At 69.6% G+C, this 16,062-nt stretch carries 15 protein-coding genes; 9 read left to right on the top strand and 6 right to left on the bottom strand.

All coding sequences use genetic code 11. The annotated features are described in order from the left end of the window. Position 1 precedes the first annotated feature (1 nt). The gene (gene greB / locus ACO2TI_RS17100; RefSeq protein ID WP_423286160.1) at positions 2 to 565 is read right to left on the bottom strand and encodes a transcription elongation factor GreB; all 564 of its coding nucleotides are present in this window, start codon (positions 563 to 565) and stop codon (positions 2 to 4) included. A gap of 188 nt (positions 566 to 753) precedes the next feature. On the opposite strand from greB, the gene ACO2TI_RS17095 reads away from it, so the two are divergent. Genes ACO2TI_RS17095 through ACO2TI_RS17085 form a run of 3 tightly spaced genes read left to right on the top strand, consistent with a single transcriptional unit; the run spans position 754 to position 3,628 of the window. Continuing rightward, positions 754 to 1,362 (top strand): TRAP transporter small permease subunit, encoded by a 609-nt coding sequence (locus tag ACO2TI_RS17095; protein ID WP_423286159.1) that lies wholly within the window; start codon positions 754 to 756, stop codon positions 1,360 to 1,362. A 3-nt stretch (positions 1,363 to 1,365) separates the two neighbouring features. Beyond that, entirely contained in the window at positions 1,366 to 3,132 is a 1,767-nt protein-coding gene (locus ACO2TI_RS17090; protein WP_423286157.1) for a TRAP transporter large permease, read from the top strand. Between the two features lie 4 nt (positions 3,133 to 3,136). Beyond that, complete coding sequence (locus ACO2TI_RS17085) at positions 3,137 to 3,628, top strand: hypothetical protein (RefSeq protein WP_423286155.1); 492 nt, start codon at positions 3,137 to 3,139, stop codon at positions 3,626 to 3,628. Positions 3,629 to 3,690: 62 nt separating this feature from the next. Here the strand turns inward: ACO2TI_RS17085 and ACO2TI_RS17080 are convergent, their stop codons facing one another. From ACO2TI_RS17080 to pmbA, 3 genes are all read right to left on the bottom strand, one after another. Beyond that, positions 3,691 to 4,773, bottom strand: a complete 1,083-nt coding sequence (locus ACO2TI_RS17080) for a TRAP transporter substrate-binding protein (RefSeq protein ID WP_423286153.1) — start codon at positions 4,771 to 4,773, stop codon at positions 3,691 to 3,693. Positions 4,774 to 4,932: 159 nt separating this feature from the next. After that, the gene (locus ACO2TI_RS17075) at positions 4,933 to 6,015 is read right to left on the bottom strand and encodes a TRAP transporter substrate-binding protein (RefSeq protein ID WP_423286151.1); all 1,083 of its coding nucleotides are present in this window, start codon (positions 6,013 to 6,015) and stop codon (positions 4,933 to 4,935) included. A 121-nt stretch (positions 6,016 to 6,136) separates the two neighbouring features. Further along, positions 6,137 to 7,510: a metalloprotease PmbA gene (gene pmbA, locus ACO2TI_RS17070; RefSeq protein ID WP_423286150.1), complete on the bottom strand. Its 1,374-nt coding sequence runs from the start codon at positions 7,508 to 7,510 to the stop codon at positions 6,137 to 6,139. A gap of 41 nt (positions 7,511 to 7,551) precedes the next feature. Here pmbA and yjgA point away from each other — a divergent pair, with 41 nt between their 5' ends. Further along, positions 7,552 to 8,145, top strand: a complete 594-nt coding sequence (yjgA, locus tag ACO2TI_RS17065) for a ribosome biogenesis factor YjgA (RefSeq protein WP_423286149.1) — start codon at positions 7,552 to 7,554, stop codon at positions 8,143 to 8,145. Next, a complete protein-coding gene (gene mog / locus ACO2TI_RS17060) occupies positions 8,138 to 8,728 on the top strand; it encodes a molybdopterin adenylyltransferase (RefSeq protein ID WP_423286148.1) in 591 nt (196 codons plus the stop codon). The genes yjgA and mog overlap by 8 nt, the downstream gene beginning before the upstream one ends. Before the next feature lie 34 nt (positions 8,729 to 8,762). On the opposite strand, the gene cysE is transcribed toward mog, so the two are convergent. Continuing rightward, the gene (gene cysE, locus ACO2TI_RS17055; protein ID WP_423286384.1) at positions 8,763 to 9,542 is read right to left on the bottom strand and encodes a serine O-acetyltransferase; all 780 of its coding nucleotides are present in this window, start codon (positions 9,540 to 9,542) and stop codon (positions 8,763 to 8,765) included. Between the two features lie 139 nt (positions 9,543 to 9,681). After that, the gene (locus ACO2TI_RS17050; protein WP_423286147.1) at positions 9,682 to 10,413 is read right to left on the bottom strand and encodes an RNA methyltransferase; all 732 of its coding nucleotides are present in this window, start codon (positions 10,411 to 10,413) and stop codon (positions 9,682 to 9,684) included. Between the two features lie 113 nt (positions 10,414 to 10,526). Between ACO2TI_RS17050 and ACO2TI_RS17045 the strand changes: the two genes are divergently transcribed. Genes ACO2TI_RS17045 through ACO2TI_RS17030 form a run of 4 tightly spaced genes read left to right on the top strand, consistent with a single transcriptional unit; the run spans position 10,527 to position 15,903 of the window. Then, positions 10,527 to 11,504, top strand: coding sequence for an inositol monophosphatase family protein (locus ACO2TI_RS17045; protein WP_423286146.1), 978 nt, complete (start codon positions 10,527 to 10,529; stop codon positions 11,502 to 11,504). Between the two features lie 16 nt (positions 11,505 to 11,520). Beyond that, the gene (gene mutS, locus ACO2TI_RS17040; RefSeq protein ID WP_423286145.1) at positions 11,521 to 14,133 is read left to right on the top strand and encodes a DNA mismatch repair protein MutS; all 2,613 of its coding nucleotides are present in this window, start codon (positions 11,521 to 11,523) and stop codon (positions 14,131 to 14,133) included. Next, positions 14,130 to 15,005: a peptidase gene (locus ACO2TI_RS17035; RefSeq protein WP_423286144.1), complete on the top strand. Its 876-nt coding sequence runs from the start codon at positions 14,130 to 14,132 to the stop codon at positions 15,003 to 15,005. Before mutS ends, ACO2TI_RS17035 begins: the two co-directional genes overlap by 4 nt. After that, positions 14,998 to 15,903, top strand: coding sequence for an alpha/beta hydrolase (locus ACO2TI_RS17030; RefSeq protein ID WP_423286143.1), 906 nt, complete (start codon positions 14,998 to 15,000; stop codon positions 15,901 to 15,903). Before ACO2TI_RS17035 ends, ACO2TI_RS17030 begins: the two co-directional genes overlap by 8 nt. The last annotated feature ends 159 nt before the right edge of the window (positions 15,904 to 16,062 follow it).

The following is a 16,062-nucleotide window of genomic DNA, read 5'->3' as shown; positions in this document are numbered from 1 at the left end:
CTCATTGCGGCCTCGGCTTCGGATAGACCACCTTCAGCACCTCGAGCGTCTGCGCGCCGCCCGGCGTCATCAGGCTCACCTCGTCGCCCTCGCGCGCCTTCAGCAATGCGCGCGCCACCGGGGCGACCCAGCTCACCTCGCCGGCCTGGTTGTCGGCTTCGTCGATGCCCTTGATCGTGATCGTGCGCTCGTGGCCCTGCGCGTCGGCATAGGTCACGGTCGCGCCGAAGAAGATCTGATCGCTGCCGTGGTGAAGGCTCGGATCGGTGACCTCGGCGATGTCCAGGCGCTTGGTGAGGAAGCGGATGCGGCGGTCGATCTCGCGCAGGCGCTTCTTGCCGTAGAGGTAGTCGCCGTTCTCGGAGCGGTCGCCGTTCTTCGCGGCCCACGACACGGTCTCGACCACCTTGGGGCGCTCCTCGTCGAGCAGCTGCAGCAGCTCCGCGCGCAGGCGCGCATAGCCCTGCGGCGTGATGTAGTTCTTGCCGCCCGGCGGCAGCGCGGGCAGCGCGAGGTCATCGTCCTCGTCCGCTGCGTCGGATTCCCTGGTGAAGGCCTTGCTCATCGTGATGCCTCGATCCAGGCAGTTTAGGCCGACGGATCGCCGTGGGAGTTCCTGTCGGCCCTGGCCGCGGCGGTCCGCCACGCGCGTTTCCCCCGCCGCGACGCCTAGAGGCGGCTGACTAGAATCGCGCGTTTGCCCGCACGGCGGCTTCGCGCGGGCGGCCGTCCCACCGATAACACCCTGCCGAGATGAATCTTCTGCTGAGCCTTTCGAGGCTGATCGACGCGCTGAACGAGCGCGTCGGCAAGCTGGTGATGTGGCTGGTGCTGTTCTCGGCGCTGATCAGCGCCGGCAACGCCACCGTCCGCAAGGTCTTCAACACGAGCTCGAACGCCTGGCTCGAGATCCAGTGGTACCTGTTCGCCGCCGTGTTCCTGCTGTGCGCGGGCTACACGCTGCTGCACAACGAGCACGTGCGCATCGACGTCGTCAGCGGGCGGCTGTCCAAGCGCAAGCAGATCTGGATCGACATCATCGGCTTGGTGTGCTTCCTGATGCCGATGGTGGTGCTGACGCTGTGGCTGGCGGTGCCGTTCTTCTGGCAGGGCTTCCAAAGCGGCGAGATGTCGTCCAACGCAGGCGGCCTGATCCGCTGGCCGGTGTATCTGCTGATGCCGCTGGGCTTCGCGCTGCTCGGGCTGCAGGGCATCTCCGAGCTGACCAAGCGCGTGGCCTTCCTGATGGACCTGATTCCCGACCCGACGCTGAAGGCACGCGAGAAGTCGCCGGAAGAAGAGCTCGCCGAGGCGATTCGCCGCCAGACCGAAGGACAGAACAACGAGAACAAGGCGGCCTGAGCCATGACCCAGTTCATCATCAACAACATCGCGCCGATCATGTTCTCGGCGCTGATCGTCTTCCTGCTGTTCGGCTTCCCGGTCGCCTTCGGCCTGGCCGCCTGCGGCATGTTCTTCGGCTTCGTCGGCATCGAGCTGGGCATCCTGCCCGCGTCGCTGTTCCAGGCGCTGCCGCTGCGCATCTTCGGGATCATGGGCAACGACACCCTGCTCGCGATCCCGTTCTTCACCTTCATGGGCCTGATCCTCGAGCGCTCCGGCATGGCCGAGGACCTGCTCGACACGATCGGCCAGCTGTTCGGCCCGCTGCGCGGCGGCCTCGCCTTCGCGGTGATCTTCGTCGGCGCGATGCTGGCCGCCACCACCGGCGTGGTCGCGGCCTCGGTGATCTCGATGGGCCTGATCTCGCTGCCGATCATGCTGCGCTACGGCTACGACCGGCGCGTCGCCTCGGGCGTGATCGCGGCGTCGGGCACGCTGGCGCAGATCATCCCGCCTTCGCTGGTGCTGATCATCATGGCCGACCAGCTCGGCCGCTCGGTCGGCGACATGTACAAGGGCGCGTTCATTCCGGGCTTCGTGCTGACGGGCCTGTACGCCGGCTACATCCTGCTGATCGCGCTGTTCAAGCCGAACTGGGTGCCTGCGCTGCCGCCGGAGGCGCGCACGATCCGCGAGCCCAACGGCAAGAGCGGCCTGGCCTCGCTGGGCGTGCTGCTGGCCCTGTCGGTCGGCCTGGCGGTCTATGTCGGCCTGAACTACGAGCGGCTGCTCGCGTGGATGGGCAACCACGCCGTCACCGAGGCCCCGATGGACGAGCAGATCGTCGTGTCGATGTCGCTCGCGGTGATCTTCGCTTTCGTGCTCGCCGTGATCAACCGCGTGACCAAGCTCGGACTGCTGTCGCGCATGGCCGAGCAGGTCACCTTCGTGCTGATCCCGCCGCTGCTGCTGATCTTCCTCGTGCTCGGAACCATCTTCCTGGGCATCGCGACGCCGACCGAAGGCGGCGCGATGGGCGCGGCCGGCGCGCTGCTGCTGGCGATCATGCGTCGACGCGTGAACCTGTCGCTGCTCAAGCAGGCGATGAACACCACGGCCAAGCTGTCGTGCTTCGTCGTGTTCATCCTGATCGGCTCCACCGTCTTCAGCCTCACCTTCCAGGGCGTCGACGGTCCGAAGTGGGTCGAGCACCTGCTGACCAACCTGCCGGGCGGCGCGATCGGCTTCCTGATCGTCGTCAACCTGATGGTGTTCGTGCTGGCGTTCTTCCTCGACTTCTTCGAGCTGAGCTTCATCATCATCCCGCTGCTGGGCCCGGTGGCCGAGAAGCTGCTGCAGACGATGTACCCTGACATCCCGGTCAACTCGCTGATGATCTGGTTCGGCGTGATGCTCGGCGTGAACATGCAGACCTCGTTCATGCATCCGCCGTTCGGCTTCGCGCTGTTCTACCTGCGCAGCGTCGCGCCGCAGAACGAGTACACCGACAAGGTCACGTCCAAGCGGATCGCGCCGGTCACCACCGGCCAGATCTACTGGGGTGCGGTGCCGTTCGTGATCATCCAGATGGTCATGGTCGGCCTCGTGATCGCCTTCCCGCGGCTCGTGACCGTGGGCCTGGGCGAGCAGCAGAAGATCGACATCGACAAGGTGCAGATGGAAGCGCCGGCCGAGGTCGAGTTCGGCAGCTCGGCACCGGGCATGGAAGACCCGTTCGCGCCGCCCGCCGACGGCGCGTCGGAGCCGGCCAGCGCGCCGGCGAACTGAGCGCATGGCACGCGGCAGCCCTGCGCACGCTGCGCCCGGCACGCTGTCGATCGAGGACCTGAAGGCCGCCGCGCCGGTCGAAGGCGCCGCGTTCACGCGCACGGCCAAGTGCCTGGCCGTCGCGCTGTGCGCCGCGGTGCTGGTGGGCGCGGCACGCCAGGCGGGCGCTGCGGAGATCGCCCAGGCGCCGGCCGCCGTCAAGGCGGCCCTGCTGGCCGCACTGGCACTGATGCTGCTGTTCGCCGGCTGGATCCTGCGCAGCCGAACCGGCGTGGCCGACGGCCGCATCCGCCAGAGCTGGCTGTGGCAGCGCGAGGCGGCGCTCGACAGCCTCGTCAACGCGAAGTTCGTCTACGTGCCCTATCTCGCGTGGCTCGTCGCGCCGAGGCTGATCGTTCGCACGCACGAGGGCCGCATCGTGCAGTTCAACGCCGCCGAGCCGCCGGTGCTGGCGGCGTTTGCGGCGATCACGCTGGCGCTGCGGCACAAGGGCTGAAGGCAGAAAGAACAAGGGCCCCTCGCGGGGCCCCTTGTTCGTTTCGCGACGGCCGCGATGGCTCAGAGCTTCTGGGCCTGCATGAAGCGGTCGAAGATCGCCTCGGTGTAGCGGAACCACAGGTTCTGGTCGGCGCGGAACTTGGCGTAGTCGTCGTAGACCTTCTTCCAGTCCGGGTTCTTGCTCGACAGATCCTCGTAGATCGACATGGCCGACTTGAACGCGGCGTTCATCACGTCGGTCGGGAACGGGCGCAGCTTGGTGCCCGAGCCGACCAGCTGCTTGAGCGCTGCCGGGTTCTTGGCGTCGTACTTCGACTGCATCTCCAGGTGCGCGTGCGACGCAGCCGTCTCGACGGCAGCCTTGTAGTCGCTCGACAGGGCGTCCCAGGCCTTGTTGTTGATGAAGAAGTCGAGCTGCGGACCGCCTTCCCACCAACCGGGGTAGTAGTAGAACGGCGCAACCTTGTTGAAGCCCAGCTTCTGGTCGTCGTACGGGCCCACCCACTCGGCCGCGTCGATCGTGCCCTTCTCCAGCGCCGGGTAGATGTCGCCGCCGGGGATGCTCTGCGGGATCACGCCCAAGGGCTCGAGCACCTTGCCGCCGAAGCCGCCGATGCGGAACTTCAAGCCCTTCAGGTCGGCGACCGACTTGATTTCCTTGCGGAACCAGCCGCCCATCTGGGAGCCGGTGTTGCCGCCCGGGAAGCTGACGATGTTGTACTTGGCGTAGAACTCGCGCATCAGCTTCAGGCCGTTGCCCTCGTACATCCACGCCGTCATCTGGCGGCTGTTGAGGCCGAACGGGATCGCGCAGCCCAGCGCAAAGGTCGGATCCTTGCCGAAGAAGTAGTACGGCGCGGTATGCGCCATCTCGACGGTGGCGTTCTGCACCGCATCGACCACGCCGAAGGCCGGCACCAGCTCGCCGGCCGCATGCACGGAGATCTGGAACTTGCCGCCGGTGATCTCGCCGACCTTCTTCGCGAAGACCTCGGCCGCGCCGTAGATCGTGTCGAGCGACTTCGGGAAGCTCGACGCCAGGCGCCAGCGCAGATTGGCCTGCGCATGCACCACCGCGGGCGCCATCCCAGCTGCGAGCACGCCGGCGAGGCCGGCCTGTTGAACGAACGAACGACGCTGCATCTTGTCTCCTGATTGCCTGGCCTTCTGCCTGAAGGCGGGCCGGATTCTAGGAGTGCGATGCGCGCGCGCCCGCGCGGGTTTGCCCCGTTCGGGGCAACCCGCGCCGCGAGCCAGACGACAGCCCGCCGTCAGCGGGCCGTGATGGTCAGGCGACCAGGCTCAGAGCTTCTGGGCCTGCATGAAGCGGTCGAAGATCGCTTCTGTGTAGCGGAACCACAGGTTCTGGTCGGCGCGGAACTTGGAATAGTCGTCCCACACCTTTTTCCACTCGGGGTTCTTGGCCGACAGGTCGGCGTAGACGTCCTGCGCCGACTTGAAGGCCGCGTTCATCACATCGACCGGGAACGGGCGCAGCTTGGTGCCCGAGCCGACCAGTTGCTTCAGCGCAGCGGGGTTGCGCACGTCGTAGCGCGCCTGCATCTCCACGTGGGCATGCGAGGCCGCGGCCTCGACCGCCGCCTTGTACTCCGCGGGCAGCGCCTCCCAGGCCTTGGTGTTGATGAAGAAGTCGAGCTGCGGGCCGCCCTCCCACCAGCCGGGGTAGTAGTAGTTCGGCGCGACCTTGTTGAAGCCCAGCTTCTGGTCGTCGTAGGGGCCCACCCACTCGGCCGCGTCGATCGTGCCCTTTTCCAGCGCCGGGTAGATGTCGCCGCCCGGGATGCTCTGCGGCACGACGCCGAACGGCTCGAGCACGCGGCCCGCGAACGGGTTGCACCGGAACTTCAGGCCTTTGAGGTCGGCAACCGACTTGATCTCCTTGCGGAACCAGCCGCCCATCTGCGCGCCGGTGTTGCCGCCGGGGAAGCTGATCATGTTGAACTTGGCGTAGAACTCGCGCATCAGCTTCAGGCCGTTGCCCTCGTACATCCACGCCGTCATCTGGCGCGAGTTCAGGCCGAACGGCACCGCGCAGCCGAGGCAGAAGGTCGGGTCCTTGCCGTAGAAGTAGTAGGGCGCGGTGTGCGTCATCTCGACGGTGGCGTTCTGCACCGCGTCGACCACGCCGAAGGCCGGCACCAGCTCGCCGGCCGCATGCACCGAGATCTGGAACTTGCCGCCGGTCATCTCGCCGACCTTCTTGGCGAACACTTCCGCCGCACCGAAGATGGTGTCCAGCGACTTCGGAAAGCTCGACGCCAGGCGCCAGCGCAGATTGGCCTGCGCATGAACGATGGCGGGCGCGGCCCCCGCGGCCAGCACGCCGGCCAGGCCAGCGCGCTTCACAAACGAACGACGTTCCATGACTGCGATACCTCAGGAAAAAAAGATTGCTTAGGCAACGATCTGGCATTCTGCCAGCGGCCTCCTGCGCAACGAACGGGGAAGTCCCCGATGCCAAAGGCCCCACTGGAGGGGCCGTGCGTCAGCTGCCAGCCAGTTTCATGCGCTCGACGAGCACGGAGCCGATGGTCTTGCTGCCCAGCGTGTAGGCGTCGGCGCCGATCGCGGCGATCTGCCTGAACATCTCGCGCAGGTTGCCGGCGATCGTGATCTCGTGGACCGGGTGCGCGATGCGCCCGTCCTCGACCCAGTAGCCCGCCGCGCCGCGCGAGTAGTCGCCGGTGACGTAGTTGACGCCCTGGCCCATCAGCTCGGTGACCAAGAGGCCGCGGCCGAGCTTGCGCAGCATCGCGTCGAGGTCGTCGCCGGGCTGCGAAAGGCGGCTTCTCATCACCAGGTTCTGCGAGCCGCCGGCATGGCCCGTGGTCTTCATGCCGAGCTTGCGCGCCGAATAACTCGACAGGAAGTAGCCCTGCACCACGCCGGCATCGACGACGCTGCGCGCGCGGGTGCGCACGCCTTCGTCGTCGAACGGCGCACTGCCCTTGCCGCGCGGCTGGTGCGGGTCTTCGAGGATGTCGATGTGCGCCGGGAACACCGCCTGGCCGAGGCTGCCGTCGAGGAAGCTCGACTTGCGATAGAGCGCGCCGCCGCTGGTGGCCTGCACGAAGGCGCCCAGCAGTCCGGCCGCGACCGGCGACTCGAACAGCACCGCCACCTCGCTGGTCGGCAGCTTGCGGGCCTTCAGGCGCGCCAACGCACGCTCGGCAGCATAGCGGCCGATCGCCTCGGGCGCGGCCAGCTCGTCGGGGCTGCGCATCGAGCTGTACCAGGCGTCGCGCTGCATGTCGTCGCCGCGGCCGGCGATCGGCGCGACCGAGATCGAATGCCGCGAACTCGCATAGCCGCCGACGAAGCCGCGCGTGTTGGCGGCGACGAAGTGCGAGGCCTGCGCCGAGACGCCGGCGCCTTCGGAGTTGGTGATGCGCCGGTCGGTCGCGAAGGCTGCGGCCTCGCAGCGCAGCGCGATCTCGGCGGCCTGGGCGGCGTCGATCGCCCACGGGTGGTAGAGGTCCAGGTCGCGCGCCGCCTCGGCGGGCGTGGCCAGGTCTTGCGCGTCGGGCAGGCCGGCGGCCGGGTCTTCGGCGGTGAAGCGCGCGATGTCGTAGGCCGCGCGCACCGTCTGCTCGATCGCCGCGCGCGAGAAGTCGGAGGTGCTCGCATTGCCGCGCCGCTGGCCAATGTAGACCGTGATGCCGAGCGACTTGTCGCGGTTGCGCTCGACCGTCTCGACCGAGCCCTTGCGCACCGAGACCGACAGGCCCGCGCCTTCGCTGATCTCGGCCGCCGCGTCGCTGGCCCCCAGGCGCTTGGCGGTCGCCAGCGCGTCGTCGATCAATTGGCGGAACTGTTCGGTGCTGTGGGCAAAGCCCGAGGCGGAGGTCGTGCGGGTCATGAACCTATGATATCGACCCGCCGTTTCACCCCACGACCACCTTGAGCCGCCTCTCCCGCGCGCAGCAAGCCGCGCACGACGAGCCCCTCGACGACGAGGCCTCGCCCGCCGCCGAGCGGCCGAGCAAGACCCAGCTCAAGCAGCAGATGCACGAGCTGCAGTCGCTCGGCGAGGCGTTGCTGACGCTGCCCGCCGCGCGCGTGGCTGCTCTCGCCCTGCCCGAGCCGCTGCAAGACGCGCTCGACGAGGCGCGCCGCACGAAATCCTTCGAAGGCAAGCGCCGGCAGATGCAGCTGATCGGCAAACTGATGCGCCAGGTCGATCCGCAGCCCGTGCGCGAGGCCGTCGCGGCGTTCCGGCTCGGGCACGCGCAAGACGCGCTCGCGCTGCACGAGGCCGAGCGCTGGCGCGCCGAGCTGATCGCCGGCGACGACGCGCTGACGCGCTGGATGGCGGCGCATCCCTCCACCGACGCGCAACAGCTGCGCAGCCTGGTGCGCGCCGCGCGCAAGGACGCGGTGCCCAACGCCGCGCCCGGCGTCGGCCAGCGCCAGGGCCGCGCCTTCCGCGAACTCTTCCAGCTGCTGCGCGAGGCGCTCGCGCGCGCCGGCGACCAAGGTGCCGACCATGAGTGACTTCGACCCCGTGCGCATCGGCCTCGTGTCGGTGAGCGACCGCGCCTCCAGCGGCGTCTACGCCGACCAGGGCATTCCCGCACTGCAAGACTGGCTGTCGCGCGCCCTGAAGAACCCGATCACCTGGGTCACGCGCCTGATCCCCGACGAGCAGGAAGGCATCAGCGCCGCGCTGCGCGCGCTGGTCGACGACGAGCACTGCGACCTCGTGCTCACGACCGGCGGCACCGGTCCGGCGCCGCGCGACGTGACGCCCGAGGCCACGCTCGCGGTGGCCGACAAGCTCATGCCGGGCTTCGGCGAACAGATGCGCCAGATCAGCCTGCGCTTCGTGCCGACCGCGATCCTGTCGCGTCAGGTCGCGGTGATCCGCGGCAAGGCGCTGATCGTCAACCTGCCGGGCCAGCCGAAGTCGATCGCCGAGACGCTGGCCGGCCTGCCGCAGGCCGAGCCGCCGGCGCACGGCATCTTCGCGGCCGTGCCCTACTGCATCGACCTGATCGGCGGACCCTACCTCGAGTGCGACGAGGCCGTGTGCAAGGCGTTCAGGCCGAAGTCGGCGATCCGCCCGGCGCGCGGCTGAGTTCGCGCAACCGCTCGACCAGCGCGGCCGCGGCTCACTTCACCAGCCGGTTCAGCGCCTCTGCGTCGAACTGCTCGGTCGTGTGCGCGTCCTGCGGAACGCATTCCTCGCCGGGCAGTTCGCGCGCGCCGCCGGAGAGCTTTTCGATCGCCTGCCAGAGCATGGCGATCTGGTGTTCCTGGCCGGCCGCGTTGTCGATCAGGCCCTTCATGGCCTGCGCTACGGGATCGTCGCCCTGCGTGACGCCGTAGGCCGAGAAGCCCATCTTGGCCGCCGCCGCCTCGCGCTGCGCGTCGCCTTCGGCCTGGATGATGCGCGCCGGGTTGCCGACCGCCGTGGCGCCCGCCGGCACCGGCTTGGTGACCACCGCGTTCGAGCCCACGCGCGCGCCCTCGCCGACCGTGAAGCCGCCCAGCACCTGCGCGTTGGCGCCGACAATCACGCCGCGCCCAAGCGTCGGGTGGCGCTTGGCGCCCTTGGCGAGCGAGGTGCCGCCGAGCGTGACACCCTGGTAGATCGTGCATTCGTCGCCGACCTCGGCGGTCTCGCCGATCACGACGCCCATGCCGTGGTCGATGAACACGCGCCGGCCGATCTTGGCCGCCGGGTGGATCTCGATGCCGGTCAGGAAGCGCGCAACATGCGAGATGAAGCGCCCGAGCCAGCGCCAGCCGCGGTTCCAGCACTTGTGCGCCTTGCGATGCAGAACCAGGGCGTGCAGGCCCGGGTAACACGTCAGCACTTCGAAGGTGCTGCGTGCCGCGGGGTCACGCTCGAGGATGCAGGCGATGTCTTCGCGCAGGTTGCCGAACATGGGACAGCTCATGCGGGAACCAAGGATGCAAGGCAGTGTAGCGATGAAGCCGCGCAGTCACGAACGCCGCCGCCTACTCCGGGGATGGGCGCGGGGCCTTGTCCGTGACCGGCCGCACGGCCGCCGGGCGCCGTGCCGCTCAGCGCCGGCCTTCCAGCATCGCCTTGGCGACGCCGCGCAGCAGGTGCACCTCTTCCTGCGTGAGGCGGGCGCGGTTGGCCAGCTGGTTCAGCCGCGGCACCAGCTTCTTCGGCGCGTCGGGGTCGAGGAAGCCGATGTGCACCAGCGCGCGCTGCCAGTGCTCGAGCAGACCCTGCACCGCCGCGCCGTCGGCCCAGGCCGGCTCGGGCGTGCGCGCCTCGACCGCAAAGCCGCCCAGCGCCTGGCGCCACTCGTAGGCCACGATCTGCACCGCCTGCGCGAGGTTGAGCGAGCCGTAGTCGGGCGAGGTCGGGATCGACAGCGTGGCGTGGCAGCGATAGACGTCGTCGTTGGCCAGCCCGTAGCGCTCGGAGCCGAAGACGAAGCCGACCACCGGGCGCGGCGCGGCCGCCAGCGTGGGCAGCCAGTCGCGCGGCGCATGCGTGGGCGGGCCAAAGTCGCGCGGCGTCATCGCTGTCGCGCAGGCCACCTGCACGCCATCGAGCGCCTCGGCCAAGCTGCCGACCACCTTGGCGCGCACCAGGATGTCGGCCGCGCCGCTGGCCATCGCGACGGTCTCCTCCTGAACCAGCACGTCAGCGAAACGCGGCGCCACGAGCACCAGTTCGCGAAAGCCCATCACCTTCATCGCCCGCGCCGCCGCGCCGACGTTGCCGGCATGGCTGGTGCCGATGAGGATGAAGCGGGTCGGGTCGGCGGAATCGGTCATGGCGGGCTACGGCTAAAATCGCCGCCATTATCGAAGCCGGCCTTGTGCTGGCTTCGCGCTCTTTGTCCCCCGCCAGCCTGCATTCACCTTCGCGCCCGCCGCACGAGACCGCCATGTCCCAAGCCCTTCACCCCATGCTCAACACCGCCGTGAAGGCCGCGCGGGCCGCCGGTGCGCTGATCAACCGCGCGGCGCTGGACATCGAGCGGGTGCAGGTCACGGCCAAGTCGCACAACGACTTCGTCACCGAGGTGGACCAGGCGGCCGAGCAGGCCGTGATCGAGACGCTGCTGACCGCCTATCCGGGCCACGGCATCCTCGCCGAAGAGTCGGGCCGCGCCCACGGCGCCAAGGACAGCGACTACCTGTGGATCATCGATCCGCTGGACGGCACCACCAACTTCATCCACGGCTTTCCGGTCTACGCGGTGTCGATCGCGCTGTCGTTTCGCGGCCAGATCCAGCAGGCCGTCGTCTACGACCCCTCGCGCAACGACCTGTTCTACGCCTCCAAGGGCCGCGGCGCCTTCCTCAACGACCGGCGCATCCGCGTCAGCAAGCGCACGCGCATGCTCGAGTGCCTGATCGGCACCGGCTTCCCGTTTCGCAAGGGCGACAACTTCAAGCGCTACCTGAAGATGTTCGAGGAGGTCAGCAGCGCCTGCGCCGGCCTGCGCCGCCCGGGCGCCGCCGCGCTCGACCTGTGCTACGTGGCCGCCGGCTACTACGACGGCTTCTTCGAGACCGGCCTGTCGCCCTGGGACTGCGCGGCCGGCTCGCTGATCATCACCGAGGCCGGCGGCCTGGTCGGCAACTTCACCGGCGAATCGGATTTCCTGCACCAGCGCGAGCTGGTCGCGGGCAACCCGCGCATCTACGCGCAACTGGTACAGATGCTCGCGCCCTACACCCGCGTGATCAAGGAAGACGGCGACGCCGCGCACAAGCCGGCCGCCGCCGACGCCCCGGTCGAGGCCACACCGGAAAGCGCGCTCGCCGCCGCCGTGAAGCCGCCGGCGGCGAATAAGGCGCCCACGCGCATCCGCAAGGCCGATCTGGTCCCGCCCAAGGACGACGACGCCCCGTTCTGACGCCGGGAGCCGCGTCATGAACGACTTCGCCGGCCACACGCCGGTCATGCAGCAGTACCTGCGGCTGAAGTCGCAGCATCCGGACACGCTGCTGTTCTTTCGCATGGGGGACTTCTATGAAGTCTTCTACGACGACGCGCGGCGCGCCAACCGCCTGCTCGACATCACGCTGACCGCGCGCGGCGCGAGCGGCGGCGAGCCGATCCCGATGGCCGGCGTGCCGGTGCACGCGTTGGAGAGCTACCTCGCCAAGCTGATCCGCGCCGGCGAGGCGGTGGCCATCGCCGAGCAGGTGGGCGATGTCGCCACTGCCAAGGGCCCGGTCGAGCGCAAGGTCACGCGCGTCGTCACGCCCGGCACGGTGACCGACACCGAGCTGATGGACGAGCGCAGCGACACGCTGCTGGTCGCGATGCACGCGCAGCGCGGCACGATCGGCCTGGCCTGGCTGGGGCTGGCGAGCGGCCGGCTCGGCATCACCGAATGCGGCGAACGCGAGCTCGCCGGCTGGCTGGCGCGCCTGTCGCCGGCCGAGTTGCTGGTCACGAGCGACGAGCTGCCGGCAGCGGTGCAGGCCGCCGCCGCGGCCAGCGGCGCGGCGCTGACGCGCCGCCCGCCGTGGCAGTTCGACGCCGGGCTAGGTACGCGCAAGCTGTGCGAACAGCTGCGCGTCGCGAGCCTGGCCGGCGTCAATGCGCAGGACTTGGCCGTCGCGCAGGCCGCCGCCGGGGCGCTGCTGGGCTATGTCGAGCACACGCAAGGCGGCGCGCTCGCGCATGTGAGCACGCTGTCGGTCGAGCGCGCGAGCGACCTGCTCGAGCTGCCGCCGGCGACGCTGCGCAACCTCGAGTTGACGCAGACGCTGCGCGGCGAGCGGGCGCCGACGCTGCTGTCGCTGCTCGACGTCTGTGTCACCGGCATGGGCAGCCGCGCGCTGCGGCATTGGCTCACGCACCCGCTGCGCGAGCGCACGGTCGCAGCCGGCCGCCACGACGCGATCGAGGCGCTGATCGCCGCCGGCATCGAGCCGCTGCGCGCGGCCTTGCGCGGTGTCAGCGACGTCGAGCGCACGACCGCGCGCGTCGCGCTGCGCCAGGTGCGCCCGCGCGAACTGGCCGGCCTGCGCGCGACGCTGGCGGCGCTGCCCGCGCTGCGCGCGACACTGCCCGCGGGCGCCGCCGCCATCGACGACCTCGCACGCACGTTGACGCCCGACGCCGCGATCGGCGAGCTGCTGGCCCGCAGCCTCGCCGAGGAGCCCGCCGTGCTGCTGCGCGACGGCGGCGTCATCGCCCCCGGCTTCGACGCCGAGCTCGACGAGCTGCGCGCGATCCAGAACAACTGCGACGCCTTCCTGCTCGACCTCGAGTCGCGCGAACGCGCGCGCACGGGCATCGCCAACCTGCGCGTGCAGTTCAACAAAGTCCACGGCTTCTACATCGAGGTCACGCAGGGCCAGGTCGACAAGGTGCCGAGCGACTACCAGCGCCGCCAGACGCTGAAGAACGCCGAGCGCTACATCACGCCCGAGCTCAAGGCCTTCGAGGACAAGGCGCTGTCGGCGCAGGAGCGCGCGCTGGCGCGCGAGAAGTGGCTCTACGAGCAGTTGCTCGACGCGCTGCAGCCCCACGTGGCCGCGCTTGGCGCGCTGGCGCGCGCGCTGGCGGCGATCGATGCGCTGGCCGCGCTGGCCGAGCGCGCCGCGACGCTGGGCTGGACGCGGCCCGAGTTCGTCAACCACCCCTGCCTCGAGATCGAGGCCGGCCGCCATCCGGTGGTCGAGGCGCGGCTGGCCGAGACCGGCGGCGGCACCTTCATCGCCAACGACTGCCGGCTCGACGCGAAGACGAAGATGCTCGTCATCACCGGCCCCAACATGGGCGGCAAGAGCACCTTCATGCGCCAGGTCGCGCTCGCCGTGCTGCTGGCCGCGATGGGCTCCTACGTGCCGGCCGGCGCCTGCCGGCTCGGGCCCTTCGATGCGATCCACACGCGCATCGGCGCGGCCGACGACCTCGCCAACGCGCAGTCCACCTTCATGCTCGAGATGACCGAGGCGGCGGCCATCCTGCACGGCGCCACCGAGCGCAGCCTGGTGCTGATGGACGAGATCGGCCGCGGCACCTCCACGTTCGACGGCCTCGCGCTCGCCGGCGCGATCGCGACCCACCTGCACGACCGCAGCCGCGCCTTCACTTTGTTCGCGACGCACTACTTCGAGCTGACCGCCTTTCCCGAAAAGCACGAACGCGCGATCAACGTGCACGTGAGCGCCACCGAGACCCACGGCTCGGGCGGCGACGACATCGTCTTCCTGCACGAGATCCAGCCGGGGCCCGCGAGCCGCAGCTACGGCGTGCAGGTCGCGCGCCTGGCCGGCATGCCGCCGGCCGTGCTGCGCCAGGCCCGGGCTGCGCTCGAGGCGCTGGAGACGCAGCAGCGCGAGCGCGACGCGCAGATCGACCTGTTCGCCGCGCCCATCGAGCCGCCGAGCGCAGCGGCCGCCGCGCCGGGGGCGCTCGAGGCCGAGCTCGCGGCGATCGACCCTGATACGCTCACTCCGCGCGAGGCGCTCGACGCGCTCTACCGCCTGCGCGCCCTTCTGTCTTCCACTGCGGAGCGACCATGACGTACTGCGTCGCGATGCGGCTCAACGCCGGCCTCGTGTTCCTGTCGGACTCGCGTACCAACGCGGGCCTCGACCAGATCTCCACGTTCCGCAAGATGACGGTCTACGAGCGCCCCGGCGACCGCGTCATCGTGCTGCTGTCGGCCGGCAACCTGGCGATCACGCAGGCCGTGCGCCAGGTGCTGCAGAGCGCCACGATCGACCACGACGGCACGCCGGTGACGATCTGGACCGCCACCACGATGTTTGACGTCGCGCGCATCGTCGGGGCCGCGGTGCGCACGGTGCACGACCGTGACGCCACCGCGCTCAAGAAGCACGGCATCGAGTTCAACGCCAACCTGATCGTCGGCGGCCAGATCGGCGGCGAGACAATGCGACTGTTCAACGTCTACGCGGCCGGCAACTTCGTCGAGGCCGGCGTCGACGGCGTGTGCTACTTCCAGATCGGCGAGAGCAAGTACGGCAAGCCGGTGATCGACCGCGTCGTCACGCCCGAGACGCCGCTCGACGAGGCGGCCAAGTGCGCGCTGGTGTCGATGGATTCCACGCTCAAGTCCAACCTCAGCGTCGGCCTGCCGCTGGACCTGCTGGTCTACGAGGCCGATTCGCTCGCGGTCGACCGTCTGGTCAAGATCGACGAGAACAACGCCTACTTCCGCATGATCCGCGCCGCCTGGGGCCGCAAGCTGCGCGAGGCCTTCGACTCGCTGCCGGCCCCCACGTGGCATGGCGAGCAAAGCGAGTTTCCGCTGACACTGCCTGCGGCCGCGCCGGCACTGTCCAACGGCCCGGGCAGCCAGATGCAGTCGTCCGACGACGGCCCTTCGCCGCTGGCGCCGATCGCGGTGGTGAGGGCGCCCGATGCTTGACCGCGTGAAGAAGAACGCGCCGCGCTACGCGGCCAGCGAGATCCCCTTCGTCGACACCCAGCTTCCCGCGATCAATCCCGGTGCCGTCGCGCGCGACGGCCGCAAGCCCACCATCGTCTTCGCGCATGCCAACGGCTTTCCGGCCGGCACCTACCGCGTGCTGTTCGAGGCCTGGCGCGCGGCCGGCTACGAGGTCCGCGCGATCGAGCGCATCGGCCACGACGCGGCCTACCCGGTGACCAGCAACTGGCCGCATCTGCGTCAGCAGTTGGCCGATTTCGTGCTGCGCGAATCCGACGGCCCGGCCTTCCTGGTCGGCCACTCGCTCGGCGGCTTCCTGAGCCTGATGGTCGCGCTCGAGCATCGCCCGCTGGCCGCCGGCGTGGTGATGATCGACTCGCCGCTGATCTACGGCTGGAAGGCGCGCATGGTGCAGCTCGCCAAGGCGACCGGCTGGGTCGGCCAGGTCTCGCCCGGCCGCGTCTCGCGCAAGCGCCGCGACCGCTGGAGCGACGCCGCCGAGGTGCATCGCCACTTCGAGAGCAAGCCAGCCTTCGCCCGCTGGGATGCGCGCGTGCTGGCCGACTACGTCGCCAGCGGCACGGTCGATTCGCGCGGCGAACGCGAACTGGCCTTCGATCGCGCCGTGGAGACGGCCATCTACAACACGCTGCCCCACCACATCGAGAAGCTCGTGCGCCGCGCGCCGCCGGATTGCCCAGTCGCGTTCATCGGCGGCACGATCTCGGCCGAGGTACGCCAGGTCGGCCTCGCCGCGACGCGCCGGCTGACGCAGGGGCGCATGGCGCAGGTAGAGGGCTCGCACCTGTTCCCGATGGAGCGGCCCGACGAGACGGCCAGGATCGTGCTCGAGCAGCTGGAGAAGATGCGCGGGTAGTGGCAGAGGACCCCGCACCAGCCCTCTTCGACCCTCTTCGAATCAGCACGGCCTGCCGCGACCGCACGAACCCGCGCGTTCCACAACAAGGCAGCCGTCGCGAGCCCCCAGGCCGCGCGCCTATAATGCCGCTTTACCACCGAAGCATTCCCGCGCCAC

This window comes from Caldimonas sp. KR1-144 (assembly GCF_049446155.1).
GTDB lineage: Bacteria > Pseudomonadota > Gammaproteobacteria > Burkholderiales > Burkholderiaceae_C > Rivibacter.
Note: the sequence above shows the minus strand (reverse complement) of the source record. Positions and strands in the feature narration are given on the sequence as shown.

Bases quoted from the DNA above. Each gene is read 5' to 3' on its own strand.
- greB (WP_423286160.1), bottom strand. From the start codon at position 565: ATGAGCAAGGCCTTCACCAGGGAATCCGACGCAGCGGACGAGGACGAT.
- ACO2TI_RS17095 (WP_423286159.1), top strand. From the start codon at position 754: ATGAATCTTCTGCTGAGCCTTTCGAGGCTGATCGACGCGCTGAACGAG.
- ACO2TI_RS17090 (WP_423286157.1), top strand. From the start codon at position 1,366: ATGACCCAGTTCATCATCAACAACATCGCGCCGATCATGTTCTCGGCG.
- ACO2TI_RS17085 (WP_423286155.1), top strand. From the start codon at position 3,137: ATGGCACGCGGCAGCCCTGCGCACGCTGCGCCCGGCACGCTGTCGATC.
- ACO2TI_RS17080 (WP_423286153.1), bottom strand. From the start codon at position 4,773: ATGCAGCGTCGTTCGTTCGTTCAACAGGCCGGCCTCGCCGGCGTGCTC.
- ACO2TI_RS17075 (WP_423286151.1), bottom strand. From the start codon at position 6,015: ATGGAACGTCGTTCGTTTGTGAAGCGCGCTGGCCTGGCCGGCGTGCTG.
- pmbA (WP_423286150.1), bottom strand. From the start codon at position 7,510: ATGACCCGCACGACCTCCGCCTCGGGCTTTGCCCACAGCACCGAACAG.
- mog (WP_423286148.1), top strand. From the start codon at position 8,138: ATGAGTGACTTCGACCCCGTGCGCATCGGCCTCGTGTCGGTGAGCGAC.
- cysE (WP_423286384.1), bottom strand. From the start codon at position 9,542: ATGTTCGGCAACCTGCGCGAAGACATCGCCTGCATCCTCGAGCGTGAC.
- ACO2TI_RS17050 (WP_423286147.1), bottom strand. From the start codon at position 10,413: ATGACCGATTCCGCCGACCCGACCCGCTTCATCCTCATCGGCACCAGC.
- ACO2TI_RS17045 (WP_423286146.1), top strand. From the start codon at position 10,527: ATGTCCCAAGCCCTTCACCCCATGCTCAACACCGCCGTGAAGGCCGCG.
- mutS (WP_423286145.1), top strand. From the start codon at position 11,521: ATGAACGACTTCGCCGGCCACACGCCGGTCATGCAGCAGTACCTGCGG.
- ACO2TI_RS17035 (WP_423286144.1), top strand. From the start codon at position 14,130: ATGACGTACTGCGTCGCGATGCGGCTCAACGCCGGCCTCGTGTTCCTG.
- ACO2TI_RS17030 (WP_423286143.1), top strand. From the start codon at position 14,998: ATGCTTGACCGCGTGAAGAAGAACGCGCCGCGCTACGCGGCCAGCGAG.